The sequence below is a fragment of the Chryseomicrobium sp. FSL W7-1435 genome (assembly GCF_038595005.1).
In the GTDB taxonomy this organism is placed as follows: Bacteria; Bacillota; Bacilli; order Bacillales_A; family Planococcaceae; genus Chryseomicrobium.
Genome location: NZ_CP151997.1, coordinates 658038 through 677886, shown reverse-complemented (window position 1 = coordinate 677886; position 19849 = coordinate 658038). Strand labels below are relative to the sequence as shown.

24 protein-coding genes, 1 tRNA gene and 1 riboswitch are annotated in these 19849 nt (G+C 43.5%); of the genes, 8 read left to right on the top strand and 17 right to left on the bottom strand.

From position 1 onward, the window contains the following. Positions 1–82: 82 nt before the first annotated feature. A complete protein-coding gene (gene glsA / locus MKY84_RS03725) occupies positions 83–1015 on the bottom strand; it encodes a glutaminase A (protein ID WP_342527837.1) in 933 nt (310 codons plus the stop codon). Positions 1016–1140: 125 nt separating this feature from the next. Further along, entirely contained in the window at positions 1141–1347 is a 207-nt protein-coding gene (locus MKY84_RS03720) for a hypothetical protein (protein ID WP_342527835.1), read from the bottom strand. 170 nt (positions 1348–1517) lie between these two features. Here MKY84_RS03720 and MKY84_RS03715 point away from each other — a divergent pair. Then, positions 1518–1589: transfer RNA gene (locus tag MKY84_RS03715), tRNA-Val, on the top strand. An 87-nt stretch (positions 1590–1676) separates the two neighbouring features. Here MKY84_RS03715 and MKY84_RS03710 read toward each other — a convergent pair. From MKY84_RS03710 to MKY84_RS03690, 5 genes are all read right to left on the bottom strand, one after another. Beyond that, a complete protein-coding gene (locus tag MKY84_RS03710; protein WP_342527834.1) occupies positions 1677–2402 on the bottom strand; it encodes a hypothetical protein in 726 nt (241 codons plus the stop codon). 96 nt (positions 2403–2498) lie between these two features. Continuing rightward, entirely contained in the window at positions 2499–3059 is a 561-nt protein-coding gene (locus MKY84_RS03705) for an AAA family ATPase (protein WP_342527833.1), read from the bottom strand. Positions 3060–3136: 77 nt separating this feature from the next. Next, a complete protein-coding gene (locus MKY84_RS03700; protein ID WP_342527832.1) occupies positions 3137–3358 on the bottom strand; it encodes a transcriptional regulator in 222 nt (73 codons plus the stop codon). 98 nt (positions 3359–3456) lie between these two features. Then, positions 3457–4377, bottom strand: coding sequence for a 1,4-dihydroxy-2-naphthoate polyprenyltransferase (locus MKY84_RS03695; RefSeq protein ID WP_342527831.1), 921 nt, complete (start codon positions 4375–4377; stop codon positions 3457–3459). A 47-nt stretch (positions 4378–4424) separates the two neighbouring features. Beyond that, positions 4425–6434: a penicillin-binding transpeptidase domain-containing protein gene (locus MKY84_RS03690; RefSeq protein WP_342527830.1), complete on the bottom strand. Its 2010-nt coding sequence runs from the start codon at positions 6432–6434 to the stop codon at positions 4425–4427. A gap of 109 nt (positions 6435–6543) precedes the next feature. Between MKY84_RS03690 and MKY84_RS03685 the strand changes: the two genes are divergently transcribed. Both MKY84_RS03685 and MKY84_RS03680 read left to right on the top strand, forming a co-directional pair. After that, complete coding sequence (locus MKY84_RS03685) at positions 6544–6945, top strand: hypothetical protein (protein ID WP_342527828.1); 402 nt, start codon at positions 6544–6546, stop codon at positions 6943–6945. 52 nt (positions 6946–6997) lie between these two features. Beyond that, positions 6998–7264, top strand: coding sequence for a hypothetical protein (locus MKY84_RS03680; protein ID WP_342527826.1), 267 nt, complete (start codon positions 6998–7000; stop codon positions 7262–7264). A 213-nt stretch (positions 7265–7477) separates the two neighbouring features. Here MKY84_RS03680 and MKY84_RS03675 read toward each other — a convergent pair whose 3' ends face one another. From MKY84_RS03675 to MKY84_RS03660, 4 genes are read right to left on the bottom strand one after another with little or no spacing between them, the layout of a single operon-like run. Then, the gene (locus MKY84_RS03675; protein ID WP_342527825.1) at positions 7478–8137 is read right to left on the bottom strand and encodes an RNase H family protein; all 660 of its coding nucleotides are present in this window, start codon (positions 8135–8137) and stop codon (positions 7478–7480) included. 25 nt (positions 8138–8162) lie between these two features. Continuing rightward, positions 8163–8357, bottom strand: coding sequence for a hypothetical protein (locus MKY84_RS03670; protein ID WP_342527824.1), 195 nt, complete (start codon positions 8355–8357; stop codon positions 8163–8165). A 2-nt stretch (positions 8358–8359) separates the two neighbouring features. Next, the gene (locus MKY84_RS03665; protein WP_342527823.1) at positions 8360–8827 is read right to left on the bottom strand and encodes an SRPBCC family protein; all 468 of its coding nucleotides are present in this window, start codon (positions 8825–8827) and stop codon (positions 8360–8362) included. Beyond that, positions 8824–9246, bottom strand: a complete 423-nt coding sequence (locus MKY84_RS03660; protein ID WP_342527822.1) for a DUF1801 domain-containing protein — start codon at positions 9244–9246, stop codon at positions 8824–8826. Before MKY84_RS03660 ends, MKY84_RS03665 begins: the two co-directional genes overlap by 4 nt. Before the next feature lie 91 nt (positions 9247–9337). On the opposite strand from MKY84_RS03660, the gene MKY84_RS03655 reads away from it, so the two are divergent. After that, positions 9338–10501: a YbfB/YjiJ family MFS transporter gene (locus tag MKY84_RS03655; RefSeq protein ID WP_342527821.1), complete on the top strand. Its 1164-nt coding sequence runs from the start codon at positions 9338–9340 to the stop codon at positions 10499–10501. A 106-nt stretch (positions 10502–10607) separates the two neighbouring features. Beyond that, on the top strand, positions 10608–11837 hold the full coding sequence (locus MKY84_RS03650) for an MFS transporter (RefSeq protein WP_342527820.1): 1230 nt from the start codon (positions 10608–10610) through the stop codon (positions 11835–11837). A 278-nt stretch (positions 11838–12115) separates the two neighbouring features. Here MKY84_RS03650 and MKY84_RS03645 read toward each other — a convergent pair whose 3' ends face one another. Both MKY84_RS03645 and MKY84_RS03640 read right to left on the bottom strand, forming a co-directional pair. Beyond that, positions 12116–13456, bottom strand: a complete 1341-nt coding sequence (locus MKY84_RS03645; RefSeq protein ID WP_342527819.1) for a GntP family permease — start codon at positions 13454–13456, stop codon at positions 12116–12118. A gap of 18 nt (positions 13457–13474) precedes the next feature. Continuing rightward, complete coding sequence (locus MKY84_RS03640) at positions 13475–14596, bottom strand: glycerate kinase (protein ID WP_342527818.1); 1122 nt, start codon at positions 14594–14596, stop codon at positions 13475–13477. Between the two features lie 119 nt (positions 14597–14715). On the opposite strand from MKY84_RS03640, the gene MKY84_RS03635 reads away from it, so the two are divergent. Beyond that, positions 14716–15783 carry a sugar diacid recognition domain-containing protein gene (locus MKY84_RS03635; protein WP_342527817.1) on the top strand — a complete coding sequence of 356 codons (1068 nt, stop codon included), beginning with the start codon at positions 14716–14718 and terminating at the stop codon, positions 15781–15783. Between the two features lie 162 nt (positions 15784–15945). Here the strand turns inward: MKY84_RS03635 and MKY84_RS03630 are convergent, their stop codons facing one another. The 4 genes from MKY84_RS03630 to MKY84_RS03615 form a co-directional block, all read right to left on the bottom strand. Further along, on the bottom strand, positions 15946–17082 hold the full coding sequence (locus tag MKY84_RS03630; protein ID WP_342527816.1) for a glycerate kinase: 1137 nt from the start codon (positions 17080–17082) through the stop codon (positions 15946–15948). An 11-nt stretch (positions 17083–17093) separates the two neighbouring features. Next, a complete protein-coding gene (locus MKY84_RS03625) occupies positions 17094–17384 on the bottom strand; it encodes a hypothetical protein (RefSeq protein WP_342527815.1) in 291 nt (96 codons plus the stop codon). Between the two features lie 72 nt (positions 17385–17456). Next, positions 17457–17558, bottom strand: a riboswitch (SAM riboswitch). Between the two features lie 56 nt (positions 17559–17614). Next, positions 17615–17806, bottom strand: a complete 192-nt coding sequence (locus MKY84_RS03620) for a hypothetical protein (protein ID WP_342527814.1) — start codon at positions 17804–17806, stop codon at positions 17615–17617. Between the two features lie 68 nt (positions 17807–17874). Next, on the bottom strand, positions 17875–18813 hold the full coding sequence (locus tag MKY84_RS03615) for a DUF4003 family protein (protein WP_342527813.1): 939 nt from the start codon (positions 18811–18813) through the stop codon (positions 17875–17877). Positions 18814–18920: 107 nt separating this feature from the next. On the opposite strand from MKY84_RS03615, the gene MKY84_RS03610 reads away from it, so the two are divergent. Both MKY84_RS03610 and MKY84_RS03605 read left to right on the top strand, forming a co-directional pair. Next, complete coding sequence (locus MKY84_RS03610; RefSeq protein ID WP_342527811.1) at positions 18921–19289, top strand: DUF2188 domain-containing protein; 369 nt, start codon at positions 18921–18923, stop codon at positions 19287–19289. A gap of 12 nt (positions 19290–19301) precedes the next feature. Next, on the top strand, positions 19302–19847 hold the full coding sequence (locus MKY84_RS03605; RefSeq protein ID WP_342527809.1) for an NAD(P)H-dependent oxidoreductase: 546 nt from the start codon (positions 19302–19304) through the stop codon (positions 19845–19847). Positions 19848–19849 lie beyond the last annotated feature (2 nt).

Sequence of the window (19849 nt, the reverse complement as noted above, 5' to 3'; positions counted from 1 at the left end):
TAATTATTTCTATCAATTGAAGTATGAGTTTATTTTCCCATAAAAAAAGACCTTTCAATTTCTCTGAAAGGTCTTAGCGTTCTTAAAATACAGACAAATCCCATTGCTCTGATAGCTTTTTCAAAAGTTGAATTCCTTTTACGCTGTTTCCCCGTGAATCGAGTGGCGGAGATAAAATCCCAATGCCCATGCGATCGCTTACGACAGCTAGAATACTTCCCGAAACCCCACTTTTAGCTGGGAATCCAACTTTAATAGTAAAACGCGACGAAGCATCATACATCCCACTTAGCAGCATGTAAGCGTTGGCTGTCTTCACATTGGTATCTTGAAGAATTCGTTGCCCAGAAAAAGGATCTACTCCCTTATTGGCAAGCAGTGCGCCCATTCGCGCAATATCTTCGACCGTCACAGCAATCGAGCACATTTGAAAATAGAGGTCGAGCGAATCTTCGGTATCATGAATAGAGCCGGAAGCTTGTAAGAAATAGGCGATGGCTTTGTTGCGCAACGCAGTTGATTTCTCCGAATCGAACACTTCAACATCAACGTAGATTCCATTATCTCCCGTCAATGTACGCGTAAACTCCAACATATTTTGAAGAGCTTCAGGCCCGTCTTTTTCTACAATCATAGCACTCAAAACGATGGCACCCGAATTAATCATCGGGTTATGGACATTCCCCTCTGTCGTGCTTTGGATCCCCATTATAGTGTTGAAAGGGTCCCCAGTCGGGTCTAGGGTAATACGCTCAAACACGGCTTCTTCCCCAAAGTTCTCAAGCGCATAAAGAAAGATAACGACTTTGGAAATACTTTGCATGGTAAATTTGAAATCGACGTCACCCGTTGAAATGGAACGGCCTGTCGTGTCCATAATACTCACGGCAAACATCTCCGAATCAACGCGTTCAAGTGCGGGTATGTAAGACGCGACCTTCCCATTATTCTCACAGTTTTTTTCACAGTCTATGAACAGTTCCTGCAATTGTTTTTCATATTCTTTAAGTGTCATTTAGTCTCCTCTTTTCTTTAAGGATTGTGGTCTTTGTTTACCCGATTTTGAGTCATGATAAAACAAATCATTGGAGGTAAAGAGGCTGACCTGGAATGACTCAAATTAAGAAATCATCTGGCACTCTAGTCTACAAATGAAAGGCCATATTCCTTCATAGCGGCCTCTAAAATACGAATCGCTTTAGGTCCGATGCCATGATAAGTTAGTAATTCTCGTTTTGTAAGAAGGCTGACAGCTTCTAGAGAATGGATTCCATTTGCATCAAGAGCTCGAAGTGCAGGCTTAGGAATCGTCTCTGGGATTGGTGTAGATGAGGGTTGTATAGTCATCGAATCCTCCTCCATTTCATTTACTAGGAGTATACACTCTTAACAGTAAGGAAAAATAGTGCTTGCACTCCCGCCTAAAAGAGGTATATAATAACCATTGTCAGTAAAAAACCCCTTGCTAATTTAAGCAGGAGATTACCTCTTTTAAATGGGGTAAACTACATCATTCCGGGCCGTTAGTTCAGCGGGAGAATGCAACGTCGACAACGTTGAGGTCACTGGTTCGATCCCAGTACGGCCCATTGGGTGCCAAACCCACGTGAAAGCTGTCGGAACACGGCTTTCACATGAAAGAGTCCTATTAGACCGATGTCTAGGGGCTCTTTTTTTTATATGAAAATCAGAAGTAAACTGTAGATCACAGCTCCTGCAAAAAAGGCTCGAAAACTACTCTCACTCTCTTCTGGTAACTCCTCTTTCATAACATTTAACATAATTCCACCTGCCAACAAAGCGACTAGGTAAGACAATAAAAATGGATGCAGGTCGGTGAATGAAGCGGCTGCCCAACCGACAGCAATGGCAGCTGCTAGTATCCATCTTCCGTACCGTGCATAATCGCGGTCATGTTGTTCATCTAGACTGATATCAATTGTAATAAAGTGAACGCCAAGCGCCACAAAAAATGCCAGCGGCCCGAGCGATTCTGTAAATTCCTCCCGAACAAGTAAATAACCTATGCTAAAATTATAAAGCGTGAAAATACCAATATGTACCCAGAATACTCCAGGACTATGGCTTAACGAAGAATTTCCTTGTTTATCCTTATGAGATGCTTTCACGTATTTTTCTAAGCCATAAAAGAGAACGAGCCCAAACAAAGCAAGTAAATAAATATGATGTTCAATAAAATCTAGGAACCCTTCCCCTTTTAAACTTTCTTGAAAGTCCGCAAGTTCCGGAAGTAAATGAAGAAATACATAAGCGACGGAGATACCTCCTGCTATTGAGAGAAAATGACTGCGTGGTTGTTTTCGCAAGAATTTTAAATGACGTGCTAGTAAATGAATAAGAACAAAACCGATCATGCAGAATAAACTAACGCCAAAGCTCATCACCTGACACCTCCTACATTCATTATTTCCCTTTCTCACAAATCCAAATCGATTCATACGACAAAAAGACGAGTATGCCTTCGCCTACCCGTTCCCTTAAAATTGAAAACACTTTTTAATTTCGTGCGCAGTTGCTTCTGCACTCTTATTCATCGTGTCCAGTCGAAGATAATTCAAAAACGATAGTTCACCAGGCAATGAATTCAATCGAAACTTCTCGGCTGTTGTAATGACATCATTTCGAGACCATTCGAGATTTCTTTTGAATGGTTTATGTTCGAGACGATTCGGTGTCACATTGCGTGCAAGACGCTCCTCAAAATCCGCTTCCAATTCTACATAATAGATGTCAGCGCCTTGTGCTTCAAAGATTCCCACAACATTTTTGACGTAATTCCAATCCAACTCTTTATCAAATCGCCAAACAAACGTAAAGATGAGTCCCTCCAAATCACTTTTCGCTACTTCTTCAAAAATTTGGTGCCTGAACGAGTTCACAAGGTCTTGCCCTCGCTTGGTACCGTAATCAAAGAAATGCGAGACCAAATCAATTGTCATATGGTTGTGAAATAGCTTTAACTCCGTTATCTTGGCAAGTTCTTGACCAACTGTCATCTTCCCTACAGCTTGAGGTCCAAATAGTAATACAAGTTTCATTCCCGCATCCCCTAACGTCTATCCACTAAAAAGATTTTTCCTAGTGTACCATAGACGAGCTGTCAAAAAATGCTTTTTTATAAAACTAATCGCTCTTTTGGAAGGACCGGTTGACACGCGAGCACATGGTGCACTAAAAATGTTCGTTTTGCTTGCTTGGCAGTATCCCAGACCCACATCTTTTCACCGTTCAACTTCACTACTCTGATTCGTCTCTTCGTTAATTTTCCCGCCTTGTCCATATACACGACATCTACCAACTGGTTGTATTTCATAGCTTTTACAAATTGCTCCCGCATCTTTACCGACCTCCTTTCTCTCATTATAAACGAACACTTGTTCTTTTTACAACAAAAAACACTCGGCATTTCATGATTCGAAATGCCGAGAAAATTTCTTATAAAAGCCAGTCGATAAACAATCCAATTGTCAGTAAAATTCCGACGAACGTATTCGTAAGTGCGGTCGATTTCATCGCGGGACCCATCATCGCTGGTTTCGTTTTCCCTAAACGGAAACTCTTAATCGCTTTGATGGACTTTGGCACTGCTAGGAGTACAAGTAATGCCCATGGAGTAACAATCTGCAACACTACTAGCGCAATGATCCAGACATAGGACACGACAAATGCAACTGCAAGACCAGTTATCGCACGTTCACGCCCTAATAATATAGGCAACGTCTTGCGTCCACCAATCGTATCTTCTTGAATATCGCGAATGTTGTTTGACATATTGATAGCCCCGACTAAAATTCCAAATGGGAACGACAACAAGAACGCCCACATCGTGACTTCTAGGGTCTGTAGATAATAAGCAATCAAGATAAATCCGATACCCATGAACACGCCAGCAAACAGTTCGCCTAGCGGTGTGTAGGCAATTGGAAGAGGACCACCAGTATAGAAATAGCCAACCGCCATCCCTACGACACCGATTGCAATTAACCAGAAGCTGGTTGACGCTGCGATATAAATTCCAATGAAGCCTGCAATTACATATAAGATCAAAGCCACTGAAAGAACCATGCTCGGTTTCAAGCCGTGACGAACGATCCCTCCGCCAATGCCGACTGAATCTGCCGTATCGAGTCCTTTTTTAAAATCGTAGTATTCATTAAATAAATTTGTAGCAATCTGCAAACACAATCCTGCTGCCATCATCGCGATGAACAGCCCCCAGTGAATAGACGTCTCAAAAAGCGCCATCACGGTCCCTAAAATGACCGGTACAAATGTTGCGGTCAATGTATGGGGACGCGTCATTTGCCACATCAATTTGCCGCGAGAAATCGGTGCAGTTGAATCTAGTGCTGTCATGGTGAAATCTCCTTTATTCCTAAACTACATAGCACTTTATTATAGCATTATTCGTACAGAAGTTTGTAGACAGTCGCTACTTTCTCAGCGACATACCCACTGCCTCCATTGTCTTCTACGTCTTCAATCATCATTGCGAAAATAAAGGCTTCCGTCTCAACAGGATAGCTTACAAAGAATCCGTTTTCCTGCCCTTCTGCATCCAGGCTTGCTTTCAATTCAGCAGTTCCTGTCTTCCCAGATACTGGAATACCTGGAATGTTGACAGCTTGCGCAAATCCATCGACTACCATGCTGCGCATTCCGGCTTGTAACTCCACAACGGTTTCCGGTGAGGCGAGCCCTTCCTTCCACACGATTTGATCTTCCTCTTCTAAAAGAAGTGTTGGTTGCCACATCGTACCGTCAGTCAAAAATGGTTGATAAGTGGATGCGAGATGCAAAATATTCGCTAGCATCTGCCCTTGACCAAAGGATGTATCGGCTAGCTGACCTTCTGAGGAGATTGTCCCTTCATTTGACACTTGAGAAGCTTGAAGGTTCAAGAAGAATGGGATATCTTCGCCAAATCCAAACGCCTCAAGACCAGCAATAAATGTCTCACGCCCCATCGCAAGCGCTTGCTGTGCGTAGTAAATATTGTCGGAATAAACAAGGGACTTTTCAAGGTCAATGGGATTCGGTGCTTCCGGATGAAGACGCGTCACGCGGTAATCGCCCCAAGACGCATCTTTTTGCCATGTAGCTCCTTCAATGACAATACCTTCATTCGGGTCAAGCGTGCCTGCTTCCATGCCAATCGCCGCTGTAACCGGCTTCAAGGTCGAACCAGGTGCGTACGAAGCAGCAAATCGGTTAAACAGTGGCTTTAAAGGATCTTCGCTCAACTCTTGATAACGGCTCTGCGTCATACCGAGCATAAACTCAGAGGGTTCAAATCCTGGAGAACTTAGCAGTGTCAGTACTTCTCCCGTTTTAGGATCTACTGTCGCAGCTGTTCCCGGTTCCCCATCCATTGCGTCATACGTGATTCGTTGCAATTCTGCATCAAGAGTTAAATCAATGCGTTCACCGTCTACAGGTGCAATTTCTGCAAGCGTCACATCTTCTGCGCCTTCCGTTGCTTTATCGATAAAAATACGTTTGCCGTTCTCTCCGCGCAAGCGTTCCTCTAAAAAGCGTTCAAGCCCCTGGCGACCAATTTGGTCAAACTCGGTGTATCCCTCTTCTTCACGCTCTGCCAATTGTTCGGCTGTGATAGGGCCGATGTAGCCGACAAGATGAGACGCCGCAGCTCCGTAAGGATATTCGCGCATCGCTGTCTCTTGGAGTAACACCCCTGGAATCTCGAGTAAAGCTGCCCGCCCTTCATCTACTTGTGAAAGTTTGTCTAGTGGCACAAAAACATCGTCTGTTACCCAACTTTGCCCGAGCTGCTGATCAATGTAGTCGACGGAAATTCCTAAAAGCTCTGCAAGTCGTGACTTTAGCGAGTCGTCTGTAAACTTGCCTGGAACAAGCCCGACTTCAAATCCCGTACCGTTGATAGCAAGCGCGTTGCCGTTGCGGTCATAGATTTCGCCGCGCGCGAAGTTCTGCGTTGTCACACGTACTTGGTCTTCCACCTCTAACCCTGGCAAGATGAAACTTGTGTCCCACTCCGCCATCCATGTCAGTTCCTCATTCTCAACAGGTTGCCACGTCATCTCTTGTTCCCATTCAACCGGGCCAGCACTTGTCTCGACTTGGATTTGTACAGGGAAACTTGCTGGTTCTGTCGATTCCCACCCTGTATCTTCAGGCGGGGCTGTAAATGTAATTTCTCGGTCCGTAATCTCTAAAGCTTCATCTAAAGCCACTTGGCGTTCAATAAATGCGGCTTCATCAAATTGCTGTTTCGTCTCTTCAGATAAAAACTCTGTATAAAGTGTTTCGTAATCTCCTTCATCCCACGCTGCTATGTAAGCTTCTAAACGTTCTTGTGGCGTCACTTCATCCGTACAGCCGACGAGTAACAGACTGCTCATCGCCACAACGCCAAATCCCCATTTTTTCATCGTTTCCACCCCTATACATTTGTCACTTATCGTTCATCTCTTCATAGTTAAAAGAGTATCACAAATGATAGACTTAAATGTAGAGACTAGTCTTATAGGAGGTTTTTTTATGGAAAAGAAATGGAGTATTCGCCTTATCCAGTTTTCAGCAATCTTTGGTTTTATCGGTACTTATTTAGGTTCTCACATGGCCGGTGTTATGGACTATTCCCTTCGTCCGATTCACGCCCACATTTTACTTGTCGGTTGGTTGTCCGTTTTTGCATGGGGCATCTTCTACCAAGTGTTTGAAATTAAATACAAAAAGCTTGTAGTCATCCAAAGTGTTACTGGAATGATTGGTGCCATAGGACTAACAGCAGGTATGTGGATGTACAATCTAAACCCCTTCAATTTGAATGACACCGTTATTCTCGTATTGTTTATTGTCGGTGGAACGATTGTGTTGATTGCGTTCTTCTTGTTTGCTGTAGTGACCTTCTTTACTGTTCCAGCGAATTCTCGAAAATAAGGAACTATTCACCTCTTCATACGTAAAAACAGACAAGAGGAGAGTGAATGATATGGACTTTCAAACCTTATTTCTTATTGCCTTAATCGGCTTCACTTTTTATTTAAATGCGGAAGTTCGCAGTTTACGCGCACGGATTCGTCGTCTTGAAAAAGCAGCAAGCCCAACACCTAGCTCATTTTCTCCGGAATTCGAGCAGGAGTTAGACGTGTTGTTGCAACAAGGCAAGATGGTCGAGGCGGTCAAACGGGTTCGAGAAGAGCACGGCTTCTCTCTTTTAGAAGCAAAGCAAGCGGTTGATCGGCATTATGAAAAATAGGCATAAAAAAATAAATCAGTACCTTCTCAAGAGTATTATCAAGAGAGGGTACTGATTTTCAATTGGTGGCGTTTTCCACATCTAACGTAATCGAGTTGCAAACGCCAGAAACACACTGCGGAATCAACCGCACCCGTAAAGGCTAAGAACGCCTTCACGGGCCCGTTCGATTTCCTCGGAGTTTCTAGAGTGGCGTTTTCCACATCTAACTAGTTACTGCACCATTTCTATTTCAGCCGCGACAGGGATTCCCTTGAGTGCCTGCGTTGCCAAACGGTTGGCTTCATTGTTTTTATGTCGTGGTATCTGATGGTATTCCGGCTGCAGCTTCATTTTCTCCAACTTTTGGTCAACTCGGCGTCCCCAAGAAGCGAGCGTCGGGTCCATGATTTCCCAGTCTTCAATCATGTGCTGCAAAACGACTTGAGAATCGCCTCGAATTTCGACCGGTACACCCTTTGCTCCGAGGAATTCAAGTTCCTGTAAAGCCAAATGCAATGCCGCAAACTCTGCTTCATTATTCGATGTAAATCCTTCAACGAATGCATTTTGTCGCAAGCGATAGGATTTTCCATTCTGCTCATAATAAATCACACAGCCTAAGCCTGCTTCAGCCGTTTCTCGCTTGTAGCCTCCATCAAAATACAGGCGTATGTTGTGAGGCTCTACTTCGACTTCTTTTAAAAAGCGCTTAGCTTCTTTCACAGTCCAAAATGTCCCGCGTGCATCAATAATATCCACTTGTTTCACACGACCTGTTCGTTCCATATCTTCAATGAACATCAGTGCTCTTTCGAGTGGCATTTCCCCCGACTCAAAACGTGTTTCTTGATTTTTCGGTGTTTTATAAAGCCAACGAATCGATACATTCATCAGGAAGACCCCCTATTGGCTAGGATTAATTCGAATGAAGACCGTCTAACTCTTTATAAGCCTCCATATGTTTCCCGCTGTCTGCTACCTCAGCATGGTAAAGTGCTTTTAGAGCATGCGCTTTTCCTAAATCGTGCTCTTTCATCAACTGTTTTAATTTTTGTTGAAGTTCGCGATCTGATTTTACTAATTGACTCATTTGAGCTTGTAAATATTTCATGGTTATTCACTTCCTTTCGCATCTTTTTCTGCTTCTTGTTTTACTCGGTCCATAAATTCTGCCACGACTGGACCACCGTTTTCTTGCTTCTTCCCTAACTTTAACATGGTCTTCGCCATCAAGTTAATGCCTTCATTGGAACCAACATAACGAAATTGTGTACGCGAATCCGCTAGCTTTTGCATTTCAAATGTTAAATTCGTTTCAAAAAGATTGGCAAGAACAAACTGAATAGATTTTGTTTTTTCTTCAGGTTCATCTTTAAACTCGGTGATGGTCACTAAATAAGTCTCTGTTCGCTTTCCCTCACGGTAAGTTTGTTTATAGGATGAGCCCGTGAGAGGTTCATTTTGTACAATCCATTCATTGCTGTCAACTTTTGGCATGATCCGTTTTGGATGCCGTTCGTCAAATAGGTCCCACACAATCTCAATCGGTGCATTTATATCAATAGAACAATCCCATTTCATTCCGGATACCTCGCTCTCGTCACTTCAACTGATCTACGAATCATTTCACGTAAAACACTCTCGTCTATATCTTGAAGCTTATTCACATAGATACAGGCTTTTCCTGATTTATGCTTCCCTAAACGAGAAAGGTACTTCTCCCGTTCTTCTTCACTGGGGGCAATGTAAAGACTCAAAGCGGCTTTACGCGGTGAGAATCCCACTAGTGGCGCGTCGCCTTCATGTCCAGTTGCGTATCGAAAATGATAGGAGCCGTACCCTATTATACTCGGCCCCCAAAGGATTGGTTCAAGACCTGTCTCTTCATGGAAAATATCGAGTAATCGGTAAGCATCCTCTTTTTTGGAGGGCTTTTCAATTTCTTCAATGAACGCAATGACACTTTCATCCGTTGGTTTTGTTTTTTGTTCATAAGCCATGATGAATCCCGCCCTTTCAACGACTATTTCGCAAAGCGAATGTTTCACGTATACTAAGATATAGTGAAATGAATGAACCGAGGTGAACATCATGAAGCATCCACTCTATCTGGTCATTGGCGGTGTTTTTGCCCTCTTCATCGCCATGAGTATTGGCCGCTTTGCTTATACACCTATCTTACCATTTATGCAGGTAGAAAAGGGATTTACAACTGTTTTCGCAGGGACATTAGCTTCGGCAAATTATGCGGGATATTTGGTTGGAGCAATTGCAGGAAGTATTTTACCGATACAACGCTTTCGCACAAAATTGCTTACGATAAGTTTGGCCATCAGTATAGCATTGACTTTCGCAATGGGTCTGGTCGATTCCCCTGCTTTTTGGATGGTCTTTCGATTTATCTCTGGGATAACAAGTGCTTTTGTATTCGTCCTCACAAGTAGTATTGTTCTAGACCGGCTTGCTTCCATCGGTCGCATCGGATTGTCTGGTGTGATGTATGCAGGCGTAGGACTTGGCATTTTTGTATCAGGTTTAGTTGTTGCTCCCCTCATTGCTCATTTTTCAAGCGATGGTGCATGGATAGGCCTAGGGTTTATTGCTCTTATACTTGCCATTTACGTGTTGGCTGTCGTCAAAGAGGATGCAACCCCTACAGATCCTGTGGTTTTAAAATCAACGGAAAAGAAACGATTTGAACCGTGGTTGATTTGGTTACTGATCGCTTATGGACTTGAGGGGCTTGGTTATATTATTACCGGTACGTTTATCGTGGCAATTGCGGAAGATTCTAGTGTGTTTGCAGGAAGCGGAACAGATGTCTGGGCGCTTGTCGGGTTGGCTGCAGTTCCTTCGACTATGGTTTGGGCTTTCGTCGGAAGTCGGTTCGGCTGGATGAAGTCCTTTTTCGTACTGCTTGTCATTCAAGCAACTGGTGTGTTGTTACCTGCTCTTTCTGAGAGCCCGGCAAGCTTTTATTTAAGTGCGCTCCTATTCGGAGCCACATTTATGGGTGTGACAGTCCTGGTCGCCTCGTATGCTAGGGAAAAGTTCCCTCATGCAAGTGCTCGAATTTTGTCTGTTCTTACTGTTACTTATGCACTTGGACAGATGATCGGTCCTATCTTGGCTTCTTCTTTAGCCGAACAGACCGGCAGTTACTCTGTGGCATTAATCGGAGCAGCTGGAGTGATTGGACTCGGGGCACTCTGTATACTACCCATTATTACTATAGAACGACAAAAGACATCCTGAGTTGGATGTCTTTTTCTTCGTCAATCGAAAAATCTTTCTGAAGACTCTTGTAAATTTCGGTTTCCGGAGTATAATTCAGGTATCGAATGATGGATGGAGAACACTTATGTTAAAAATGGACCGCCCGTACAATGAACGGATCAGTATTTACAACGGTATGGCTTCCACCATGGCCGTCAATATCACCAATACCTTTTTTCCGCTTTTTATGATTACCATACTCGGTGCAAGCAATTATCAAGTAGGCCTTCTTAGTTCTTTGCCACCGTTAATCGCCCTCTTAATGACAATTCCAGCAGCCATTTTACTGAATAAGAGCTCGACCCATAAACGTATTGTCGGAACAGCGATTATTACGGCTAGGCTATTTTTTATAGCAATTGTCTTTGTCGTGTATCTTCCTTCTGAATGGCAAGCTTGGGCATTTCTCGTCATCATTGGAATGATGCATGTCCCAACAGCCCTTGCAACGATTGGCTGGCAAACTCTAATCAGTGGGTTAGTGGATGAGCATCGACGGGCACAATTCTTTAGTGACCGAAATCGAATGCTGACGATTGTTGGACTTTTCACCACACTTTTTGTAGGTATTGTGTTGCGAGACGCGACGGATAGTGTCCTGTCGTATCAAGTGCTATTTGCAGTAGCTCTCTGCTTTGGTCTATTGGAAGGATTTTTAGTTCTTCGCCATAAAGAAAATGAACCGATTGTTTCCGAGAGTAAGCCAAAACTTATGGATTGGTCGATATTCAAAGATCAAGGCTATCGTTGGTTTTTAGTCGCTGCCCTGTTCTTTAATTTCACTTGGCAGATGGCGTGGGGCTTGTTCAATATCTATCACGTGCGTATTGCAGAAGCCACAATTTTTTGGTTCAGCATGTTCTCTGCAGGTAATATGTTGATGCAATTCTTCACGTATCCGCTTTGGAAAAAGTGGTCCGAGAAATATTCCAATACGTTAGTCTTTATCGTCCTGGCAATCGGAATGGCGTCCGCCCCATTCTTCACAGTGCTTACGACAAATTTCTACTTACTGTTCTTGGTTCAGACGACGTCTGGCTTCTTCTTGTCCGGTGTGATCTTAGTCATGTTCAATATGTTGCTAGAGCATAGTCCGGTCGACAAGCGTACCTATTGCATCACGACTTACAATGTTTTGTTATCGTTAATGGCGTTTATTGCACCTCAGATTGGTATTTTGTTCTTGGAACTTTTCGGAATTGTCGAAGCTATGCATATTAATGCAGGTCTGCGACTCTCCAGTAGTCTTGTATTCTTCGCCATGTTTTGGTTTTATTCACGCCACAAAAAGAAACCGGATGTTTCCGTAGCCTAATCAAACGATTAGCACAAAAAAGGCTGGAAAAAAATAGAGTAATAGTGCTCACTAGTTAGAAAGTTGAGTGGAGTGGAGGGGTTGACTCCAGTGGGATCAAAAGTCGGAATGTGAGACCCCGCAGGAGCCTGCGACGAGGAGGCTCACAGCGCGCCAACGGAACGCAGCCCCGGAACGGAACTCAACATACACAAATAAATCAGCAAGTTCTCTGAAATTTACTCTAGAGAACTTGCTGATTAATTTTTGTCCAACCTCTTTAATTAAATCGTATTGTCTTAAACAAATATCACCCAAGCTACCATAGTCACAACGATTGTGGTGATCCCCATCAGTAACGTAGACATCGTCATCGCTTTATACGCATCTGTCACTTTCATTCCACTGAATTCTGTCACTACCCAGAAGAAGCTGTCATTAACGTGACTCACTGTCATCGCACCAGCTCCAATTGCCATTACCACTAGCGCAAGCGGTACGCCTCCAGTGATACCCAGCTCTACAACAAGAGGTGCTACAAGTGTAGATGTAATGACTAGAGCTGTAGTAGAAGACCCTTGTGCTGTTTTAAGAGCTGCTGCAATCAAGAAAGGAACAATTAGGAACAAAGCACCCGTACCAAAAGCAGACAAGTCCATTGCCTGCAATTGATCGGCAACTCCTGTGTTCCGAATAACCGTTCCGAATGCGCCACCTGCTCCAGTGATTAAAAGAATAGGTGCGGCTTCTTTTAAGCCGTCTCCAACCCATCCGGTAAGTGTTTCGTTATCATAGGAAGGCAATAGAGGTAGTGCGGCAAATACACCAAGGAATAGTGCGACTGTCGGCGCTCCAAGGAATTGGAAGAACGATGTAACTCCGCCCTCTCCCCCTAAAGCCGTGGCAATCGATCCCATTGCTATCAATGCGATTGGAACAACTAGAGGTAAGAACGATTTGAAAGCAGATGGCATCTTGCCAAACGTCGAAATGATTTCATCATAATCCAAGGCTTCTAAGTCTTCTTCCACTTGAATCTTAGGACCAATTTTGATTGCCCAAATATACCCGACGAGAACTGCCGGAATGGAAATTAACAAACCAACTAAAATAATCGTACCGAGATAGTCCGCCGCACCAATATTTCCAGCCGCTGCAATCGGACCTGGTGTCGGTGGTACTAATGTGTGCGTTGCAAAAAGTCCTGTAGCAAGTGCAATTGCCATCGAAGCCACAGCTACTTTGGCACGTTTTGCGAGTGCCTTTTTCAAGCTTGATAAAATAACATACCCCGAGTCACAAAAAACTGGAATGGATACGATATAACCAATCAATGACATAGCAAGTTGAGGTCGCTTCTCTCCAATAAGACGCAAGACAACCTCAGCCATACGATAAGCTGCACCAGACTTCTCTAAAATGACACCAATAATTGTTCCTGCCACAATGACAAGACCAATACTGGTCATCAACCCGCCAAAACCTTCATTTACAAATCTCACAACCTCAGTAAGTGGTAAACCTGCCGCTATACCTACAAAGAATGCAGCTACAATCAAAGAAATGAACGGATGGACTTTCAAGACAGCGGTTGCAAAAACTATTAACACGACCCCTAGTAAAATAATTGCAAATAACATGTGATTTCCCCCTTAAATTTAAAGTTTTCTCCCTAAACGCGCAGCCGCTGAAACGAGCGCTTCGTACGGCTTCGCTAATGCTTCTTCAATCGAACAATTTTCTGACACGACGGCTTCCAGATGTGTAAAATGAGGAGCGAGCAACAGAAGCTCCTCAGTGGGAATCATGCCAGACAGCAAGGCAACATCCACTCCTGCCTTCTCTGCGCGTTGTGCAATACCAAGAGGCGCTTTTCCAGATAACGTCTGTACGTCTGACTTCCCTTCTCCTGTAATCACCCAGTCGGCCTGTTGCAGATAGGCGTCAAATTGAATGGCGTCCAAAACGCTATCAATCCCTCGTTCCAAGTGAGCAGGAAAGAACGCAAGAAGAGCCGTTCCAAGACCTCCCGCAGCCCCTGCTCCTGGTCTCAAGTGAGTGGCTTCTCCCGTCATTTGTTCAACTACCCTTGCATAGCGAGTAAGTATCGCTTCAAGAATAGTGGCCTCTTCTTTAAACACCCCTTTTTGCGGACCAAATATAGCTGTTGCTCCACGTTCTCCGAGAAGAGGATTATCGACATCACAGGCTATTGAAAAATCACAGGACGCAATACGTTGATCAATCCTAGTCAAATCAATACGTGCAAGATGTAGGTAATCTGGTAAATAGGTGCCAAGCTCTGTTCCCTTTTCATCATAAAAACGTACCCCTAAAGCTTGGAGAGTTCCAATCCCACCATCATTAGTTGCACTTCCACCAATAGCAATTACAAACTTACGACAGCCATGATCAAGTGCATGTTTAATTAATTCTCCCGTACCGTAAGTGCTAGAGCGCAATGGATCACGTTCATTCTGTGTCACCCTAGTAATTCCTGAAGCCTCAGCCATTTCAATAACAGCAGTTTGCTTGTCCCCCAAAATGCCATACCTGGCAGTGATAGGTCTCCCCAGAGGGTCACTGACAATGACTTCATGGACATGACCTTTTGTCAGGTCAACTAGAACATCTAATGTTCCTTCCCCTCCATCGGCTATCGGTAATAAGGTGCACGTGGCCGTGGGATTCGCTAGCCTAATGCCTTCTTCTATTGCTCGCGCAGCCTCTTGAGCTCGTAAAGTGCCTTTAAATGAGTCTGGACTAATGATGATGTTCATGATGATCCCCCATTTCGTAAACGCTTACAAATTAGTGTAGTGTGTATTTTCAGACAATGCATTATACTTAATGTACAAATTACTGGTTTATTTTCATTCTATTTTTGGGAGGATTGTCGATGTTAACACGTGAACTGGCCAATCAAATGGTCGAGCAAACCATGATTCGACTTCAACATAATATTAATGTGATGGACCCGAGCGGTTTAATTGTGGCATCGGGAGAAGCAGTCCGCCTTCAACAGTTACACGAAGGTGCTGCCTACGTAGGACGCACGGGTTCAACGCTAACGATTACAAATGATCAAGTCGAGCAGTGGCCTGGTAGTAAGGCAGGAATCAATCTCCCTCTTCGCCAGAACAACAAAGTAGTTGCGGTCATAGGCATTACGGGAGATCCTGCGCACCTGCAAGAAGTAGCGCCACTTGTACAGTTGACTTGTGAACTTCTACTCTACCAATCGATTGTAACGGCAGAATCGGAGTGGCAACGTAAGTGGAAAGATGATGCTGTAACGGAGTTATTTATAGGTGGGGAATTATCGATAAGTACTTTAGAGAGAGCTAGTTTATCAGGGATTTCATTTGCGGGATCACTATGCTGTAGTGTATTCCAAGATACTTCTGGACAGACGAATACACTTCGCAGAAAAGTGGAAGATTTTTTAGAGTGGCCCGATAAGTTGGTGGGCATAGGCGTAAACGAAGAACTGCTTCTGATTACAAGTGGACTTTCTGAACAAGGGCTTTTGGAAAAGTTGGAACGCTTTTTACGAAGTGTCAAGACGGCAAAAGTGGCTGTCGGAAAATTGGTGGCCGCCCCTTCTGAGCTTGCCATGAGTCTAAAAGCAGCTCTAGTTACACAACAGCATCAAAAGAATCGACTTGCCCATTTTTCAGAGTTTGAAGTACCGTATCTCCTTGATCAAGTGCCTAGAGAAGATAGAGCAAGTTTTAGTGCAAACACTCTTAGGGAGCTTGATAACAAAGCATTAGAAACGATTCAGGCCCTTCTTGCTCATAATTTATCGATTCAACAAGCTGCGGAATCCCTTGGTATCCACCGCCACACGCTCAGTTATCGCGTCCAACAAATTGAGCGGATGACCAGGCTTAATCCGCTAGCATTTGAGGATGCTGTGAAGTTTTGGCTGGCTTGTGGTTGGACGGTCTCTTCAAAGACTTGATAGTCTCACGGTTTCATCCGGAAATGGAAATGCCCTGTTGAATTTTTGTTTATGCCCCTAGTCGATTATTGGAAACAATTTTCACACCATTTCTCTCTGAAAATACTCTTTCAAAAACTAGCCAAAAAAATAGCCTAGTGGACGTACCCACTAGGCCTTATCTTATTGCCCAAGCTTAGCTGAATACCAACGAGCAGCCGCCTGTTGCAACGCTATTTCAGGATGACTCAGTGCTTGGTCTAGTTCTACTTCAGTCTTTGAAAGAACAATGACTTCATCAAATATTTTAGTCTCTTCTAAAGATTGATTCAAATCCGCGCTTCCCGCAAATAAGGTAACAGGGAGCCCCTTATCTCCCGCAAATTTTGCAACACCATGTGGCCCTTTTCCTTCAAGGAATGTATGTTGATCGAGACGACCTTCACCGGTAATCACATGAGTAACACCCGAAAGTGCATTTTCCCATCCTGATCGTTTCAAGACAAAGTCGATGCCGTGGTACCATTTCGTCGGGAAGAACGCCTGTACCGCTCCTCCAAGACCGCCACCCGAACCTGCACCGGCCCGATTATGGAGCCTTACTCCTGTATGACTTTCAATAACGTCCGCCAACCGATTAAGTGCCGCTTCGACATCTGCAGTTTCCTCTAAGCGTACTCCTTTTGTCTCCCCATAAAGGCGGGTGGCGCCCTCTGGTCCTAGGTAAGGGATTTGTACATCACTAATAACAGCAAACGTGCAGTCTTGCAGTCGTTTATCAAACTCACCATTATCTAAACGATCCAACTTTTGTAGTTGAAGAAGATCTCCTGACATTTCATGGCCAGTCTCGTCTAAGAATTTAAGTCCAAGTGCACGCAACATACCCGCACCGCCATCATTTGTTGCACTACTGCCTATTGCCAATATAAAATTTCGGTGGCCTTCGTCGAGAGCTGCGCGAATCAGTTCTCCCGTGCCAAACGTCGATGCTAAGCGTGGGTTCTGTTCGTGTTTCTTCACATAAGAAAATCCAGATGCTTGAGCCATCTCGATAACACATGTGTGACGAGACAGTCCCGTGACCCCATATTTTGCTTCGACCCGACGACCTAAAGGATCATGCACAGTCGCGTGTTTATAAGTTCCTTTTGTAGCGCTCATCAAGGCATCGAGCGTCCCTTCTCCACCATCTGCGATGGGAAATTCGACGATTTCGAGTGTCGGATCAACTGACTGCAATCCTTTTGCAATTGCACGGGTAGCTTCTTTCGAAGAGAGTGTTGTTTTCCAAGCATCTGAACTGATGATGATTTTCATAGCTGTTCCTCCTAAAAAAGTCGATTAACAGACGGACCAAATAAATAGCAATGCAAATCCTGTTTCTTTACTTCTATACTTCGTGATAAACGAGCAATCTCCTGCTCAAGAGCTGTTATTTCTTCGACGGCTTTATCCACTCGTTCGCGAGAAATCTCCTCACCGAGCTCTAAATAAAGAAGTTTTGCTTCCAACGCTTTCACTTGCTGATGACGTTGCATAGCACCAGCATAACTCTTCACTTCACGCTGTTTTAGGTCTTCAAGTTGTTGGTGTAACTGTTCTTTTCCCATTGCTAACATCCTCTCCAGAAAATTGTGCCAAACAAAAAACTCTTCCCTACGAGAGAGAAGAGTTGCGATTCGCACAATTTCTCCTCATCGTTCAGGCAGTACCTGTTGGATGGAGCACCTTACCGTTTAGGCAGGTTGCTGAGACTTCGTAGGGCCAATTCCCTCCGTCTCTCTTGATAAGAAAAGAGTCTATGTTTAGTTGTTTTTAGTATAGCAGAAAGAGGAGGAAATTCCCAGTCTCACTTTGAGCGAATGTCATCTTCCTCTGCATTTTTATGGTTGTAAAGCTCATTCTCACCGTCAGTATCTGCTGGGTCTTCACGATAGAAAAATGGATCACTATCAATTTTTTCTTCTTCAGTTAATGATTTTTCATCGCTGGGCATTGGAATCTTTCCGCTATTTTCGTGTTCTTTGTCTTTCTCAAACATCTTGCATCCCTCCAACTAGTAGTTAGTAGAGTATTCCCCTTAGTGATTTGTTTAAACGACTACCGAGTTTAAGAATTTGAAGACTGGACTAGCTGAATAGTGGAATTTACACTTGATAGCATGGCTAATTGTTGCATTTGAATAAGATGATTTGCTGAAACCGCTTGATGGAGTGAAGCATCCTGTTTAGTTGATAGATGATTCAAAATGGCGAGTGTCAATGCGTCCTCTTTATACCATTTAAATAGCTTTGATTTAGTGAGTTCCCAATATGTATAGACGATTTGTTTAAATGCTTCCAAATCTAATTCGTCTATAGCTAGCATACCAAGCAAAACATAATGCTGAAGAGAGACCCGAATTTTTTGTTCTTTCAATTGATTACGTATGTGCGCAATGTATGGGATATAGGATTCGTTATACACAATTGAATCGGATGTTAGAACTTGTGAGAGCCACTGTAATTCATTTCCCTGCCACAGTTTCACAGTTTTTAAATTTTGATAATACTTGTTCATTATCACTGCTTGCTCAACTGGATCCTTTTCCTGACTGGAGAGCAGCACGCTATACGGAATGTCCTCTGCTCCTGTTAAAAACGGATGGTGGGATTTGATTGCTACGAAAAGATCATAAGCCTGTTTAAGATCTGTCTCTGGATAATCCATTACGTAGAGGGCCGCTAAATAAGTGTACATACTTTTTTTAAAACCATGCGACAACAATAGTTGATAGGTTTTTAATAACTCTTCCAATAACTCATCGGGTGTTCCTTGTCGAACAGCAAGACGAGCTGCCATTATGTAGTGGATGGTCTGATTCAAATAGCTAGTCCATCCTTCTTTTTTTAATCTATCAGACATATCCAATAGACGCTTTCCATCAAAGGGGTGACTATTTAAATAATAAAATGACGCCACCGCATTTGTAATGCGACGGTCATTCGTCCAACTAATTGCATTTTCAAGCTTTTTGAAAAGAGTCGTGTATTGCTCTAGGTCAATCATAATAGACCCCTCCTATTCGCTAGTAATTTTTATACGAATCAAATCGAAAAACGTTTCGTTTAAATCAAACGGAGCAGGGAAATAAGAATTCAAGGAGGCGATTTGAAATGCCATGGACAAAAAAGGACTATCCCGATTCTATGAAAAATTTAGACGTTGCTGTTCGAAACAAAGCTATTGAAATGGCAAATGCTATGTTGGATGAAGGCATGGAAGAAGGACGGGCCATCTCGATTGCCACATCAAAAGCCCGAGATTATGTGAGTGGTAGCGACAATTCGTCACGGCCAGGATATCTCGTCAAGTCGCATAACAACAACTGGGTGCTGATGAAAGAAAACGGTGAACGAGCAATTAAGACGGCCGCTACAAAAGATGCCCTGCTCGACGAAGCTAAAGAATATGTAAATGAAAAAGAGGGCATTCTAAAAGTGTATAAACTAGACGGTACGGTAGAAGATACGTATTACAAATAAGGAGTGGATAAAATGACGGAAAAATTAAAAGTAGGCATCATTTTGGGGAGTACGAGGGACGGAAGAATCAGTCCTCAAGTAGGCGAATGGCTTGTAGAAAAGGCAAAACAACGGGAAGATGCTGATTATGAACTTGTGGATATCAAAGACTACGACCTTCCCTTTTTTGGCACAGAAGAATCCGAAGGCGTAAAGCGTTGGAATGATAAACTTGATTCACTTGATGCCTTTGTATTTGTTGTTGCAGAATACAATCATAGCATGACTGGCGCTTTAAAAAATGCTTTCGATAGTGCACGTGAACCCTGGCACAACAAGGCGGCTGGCATTGTGAGCTATGGTTCCGCAGGTGGTACACGTGCAGCTGAACATGTTCGTCAAGTGTTGGCAGAGCTAATGATAGCAGATGTTCGAGTGCACCCTGTTCTGTCATTATTTCTGGACTTTGAAAAAGGAGAAACTTTCAAACCAAGAGACCTTCATGATAAGAATATCAGCGACATGCTCGATCAAGTACTATCTTGGGGTGGCGCTCTTAAACCACTACGCTCAAAATAAGC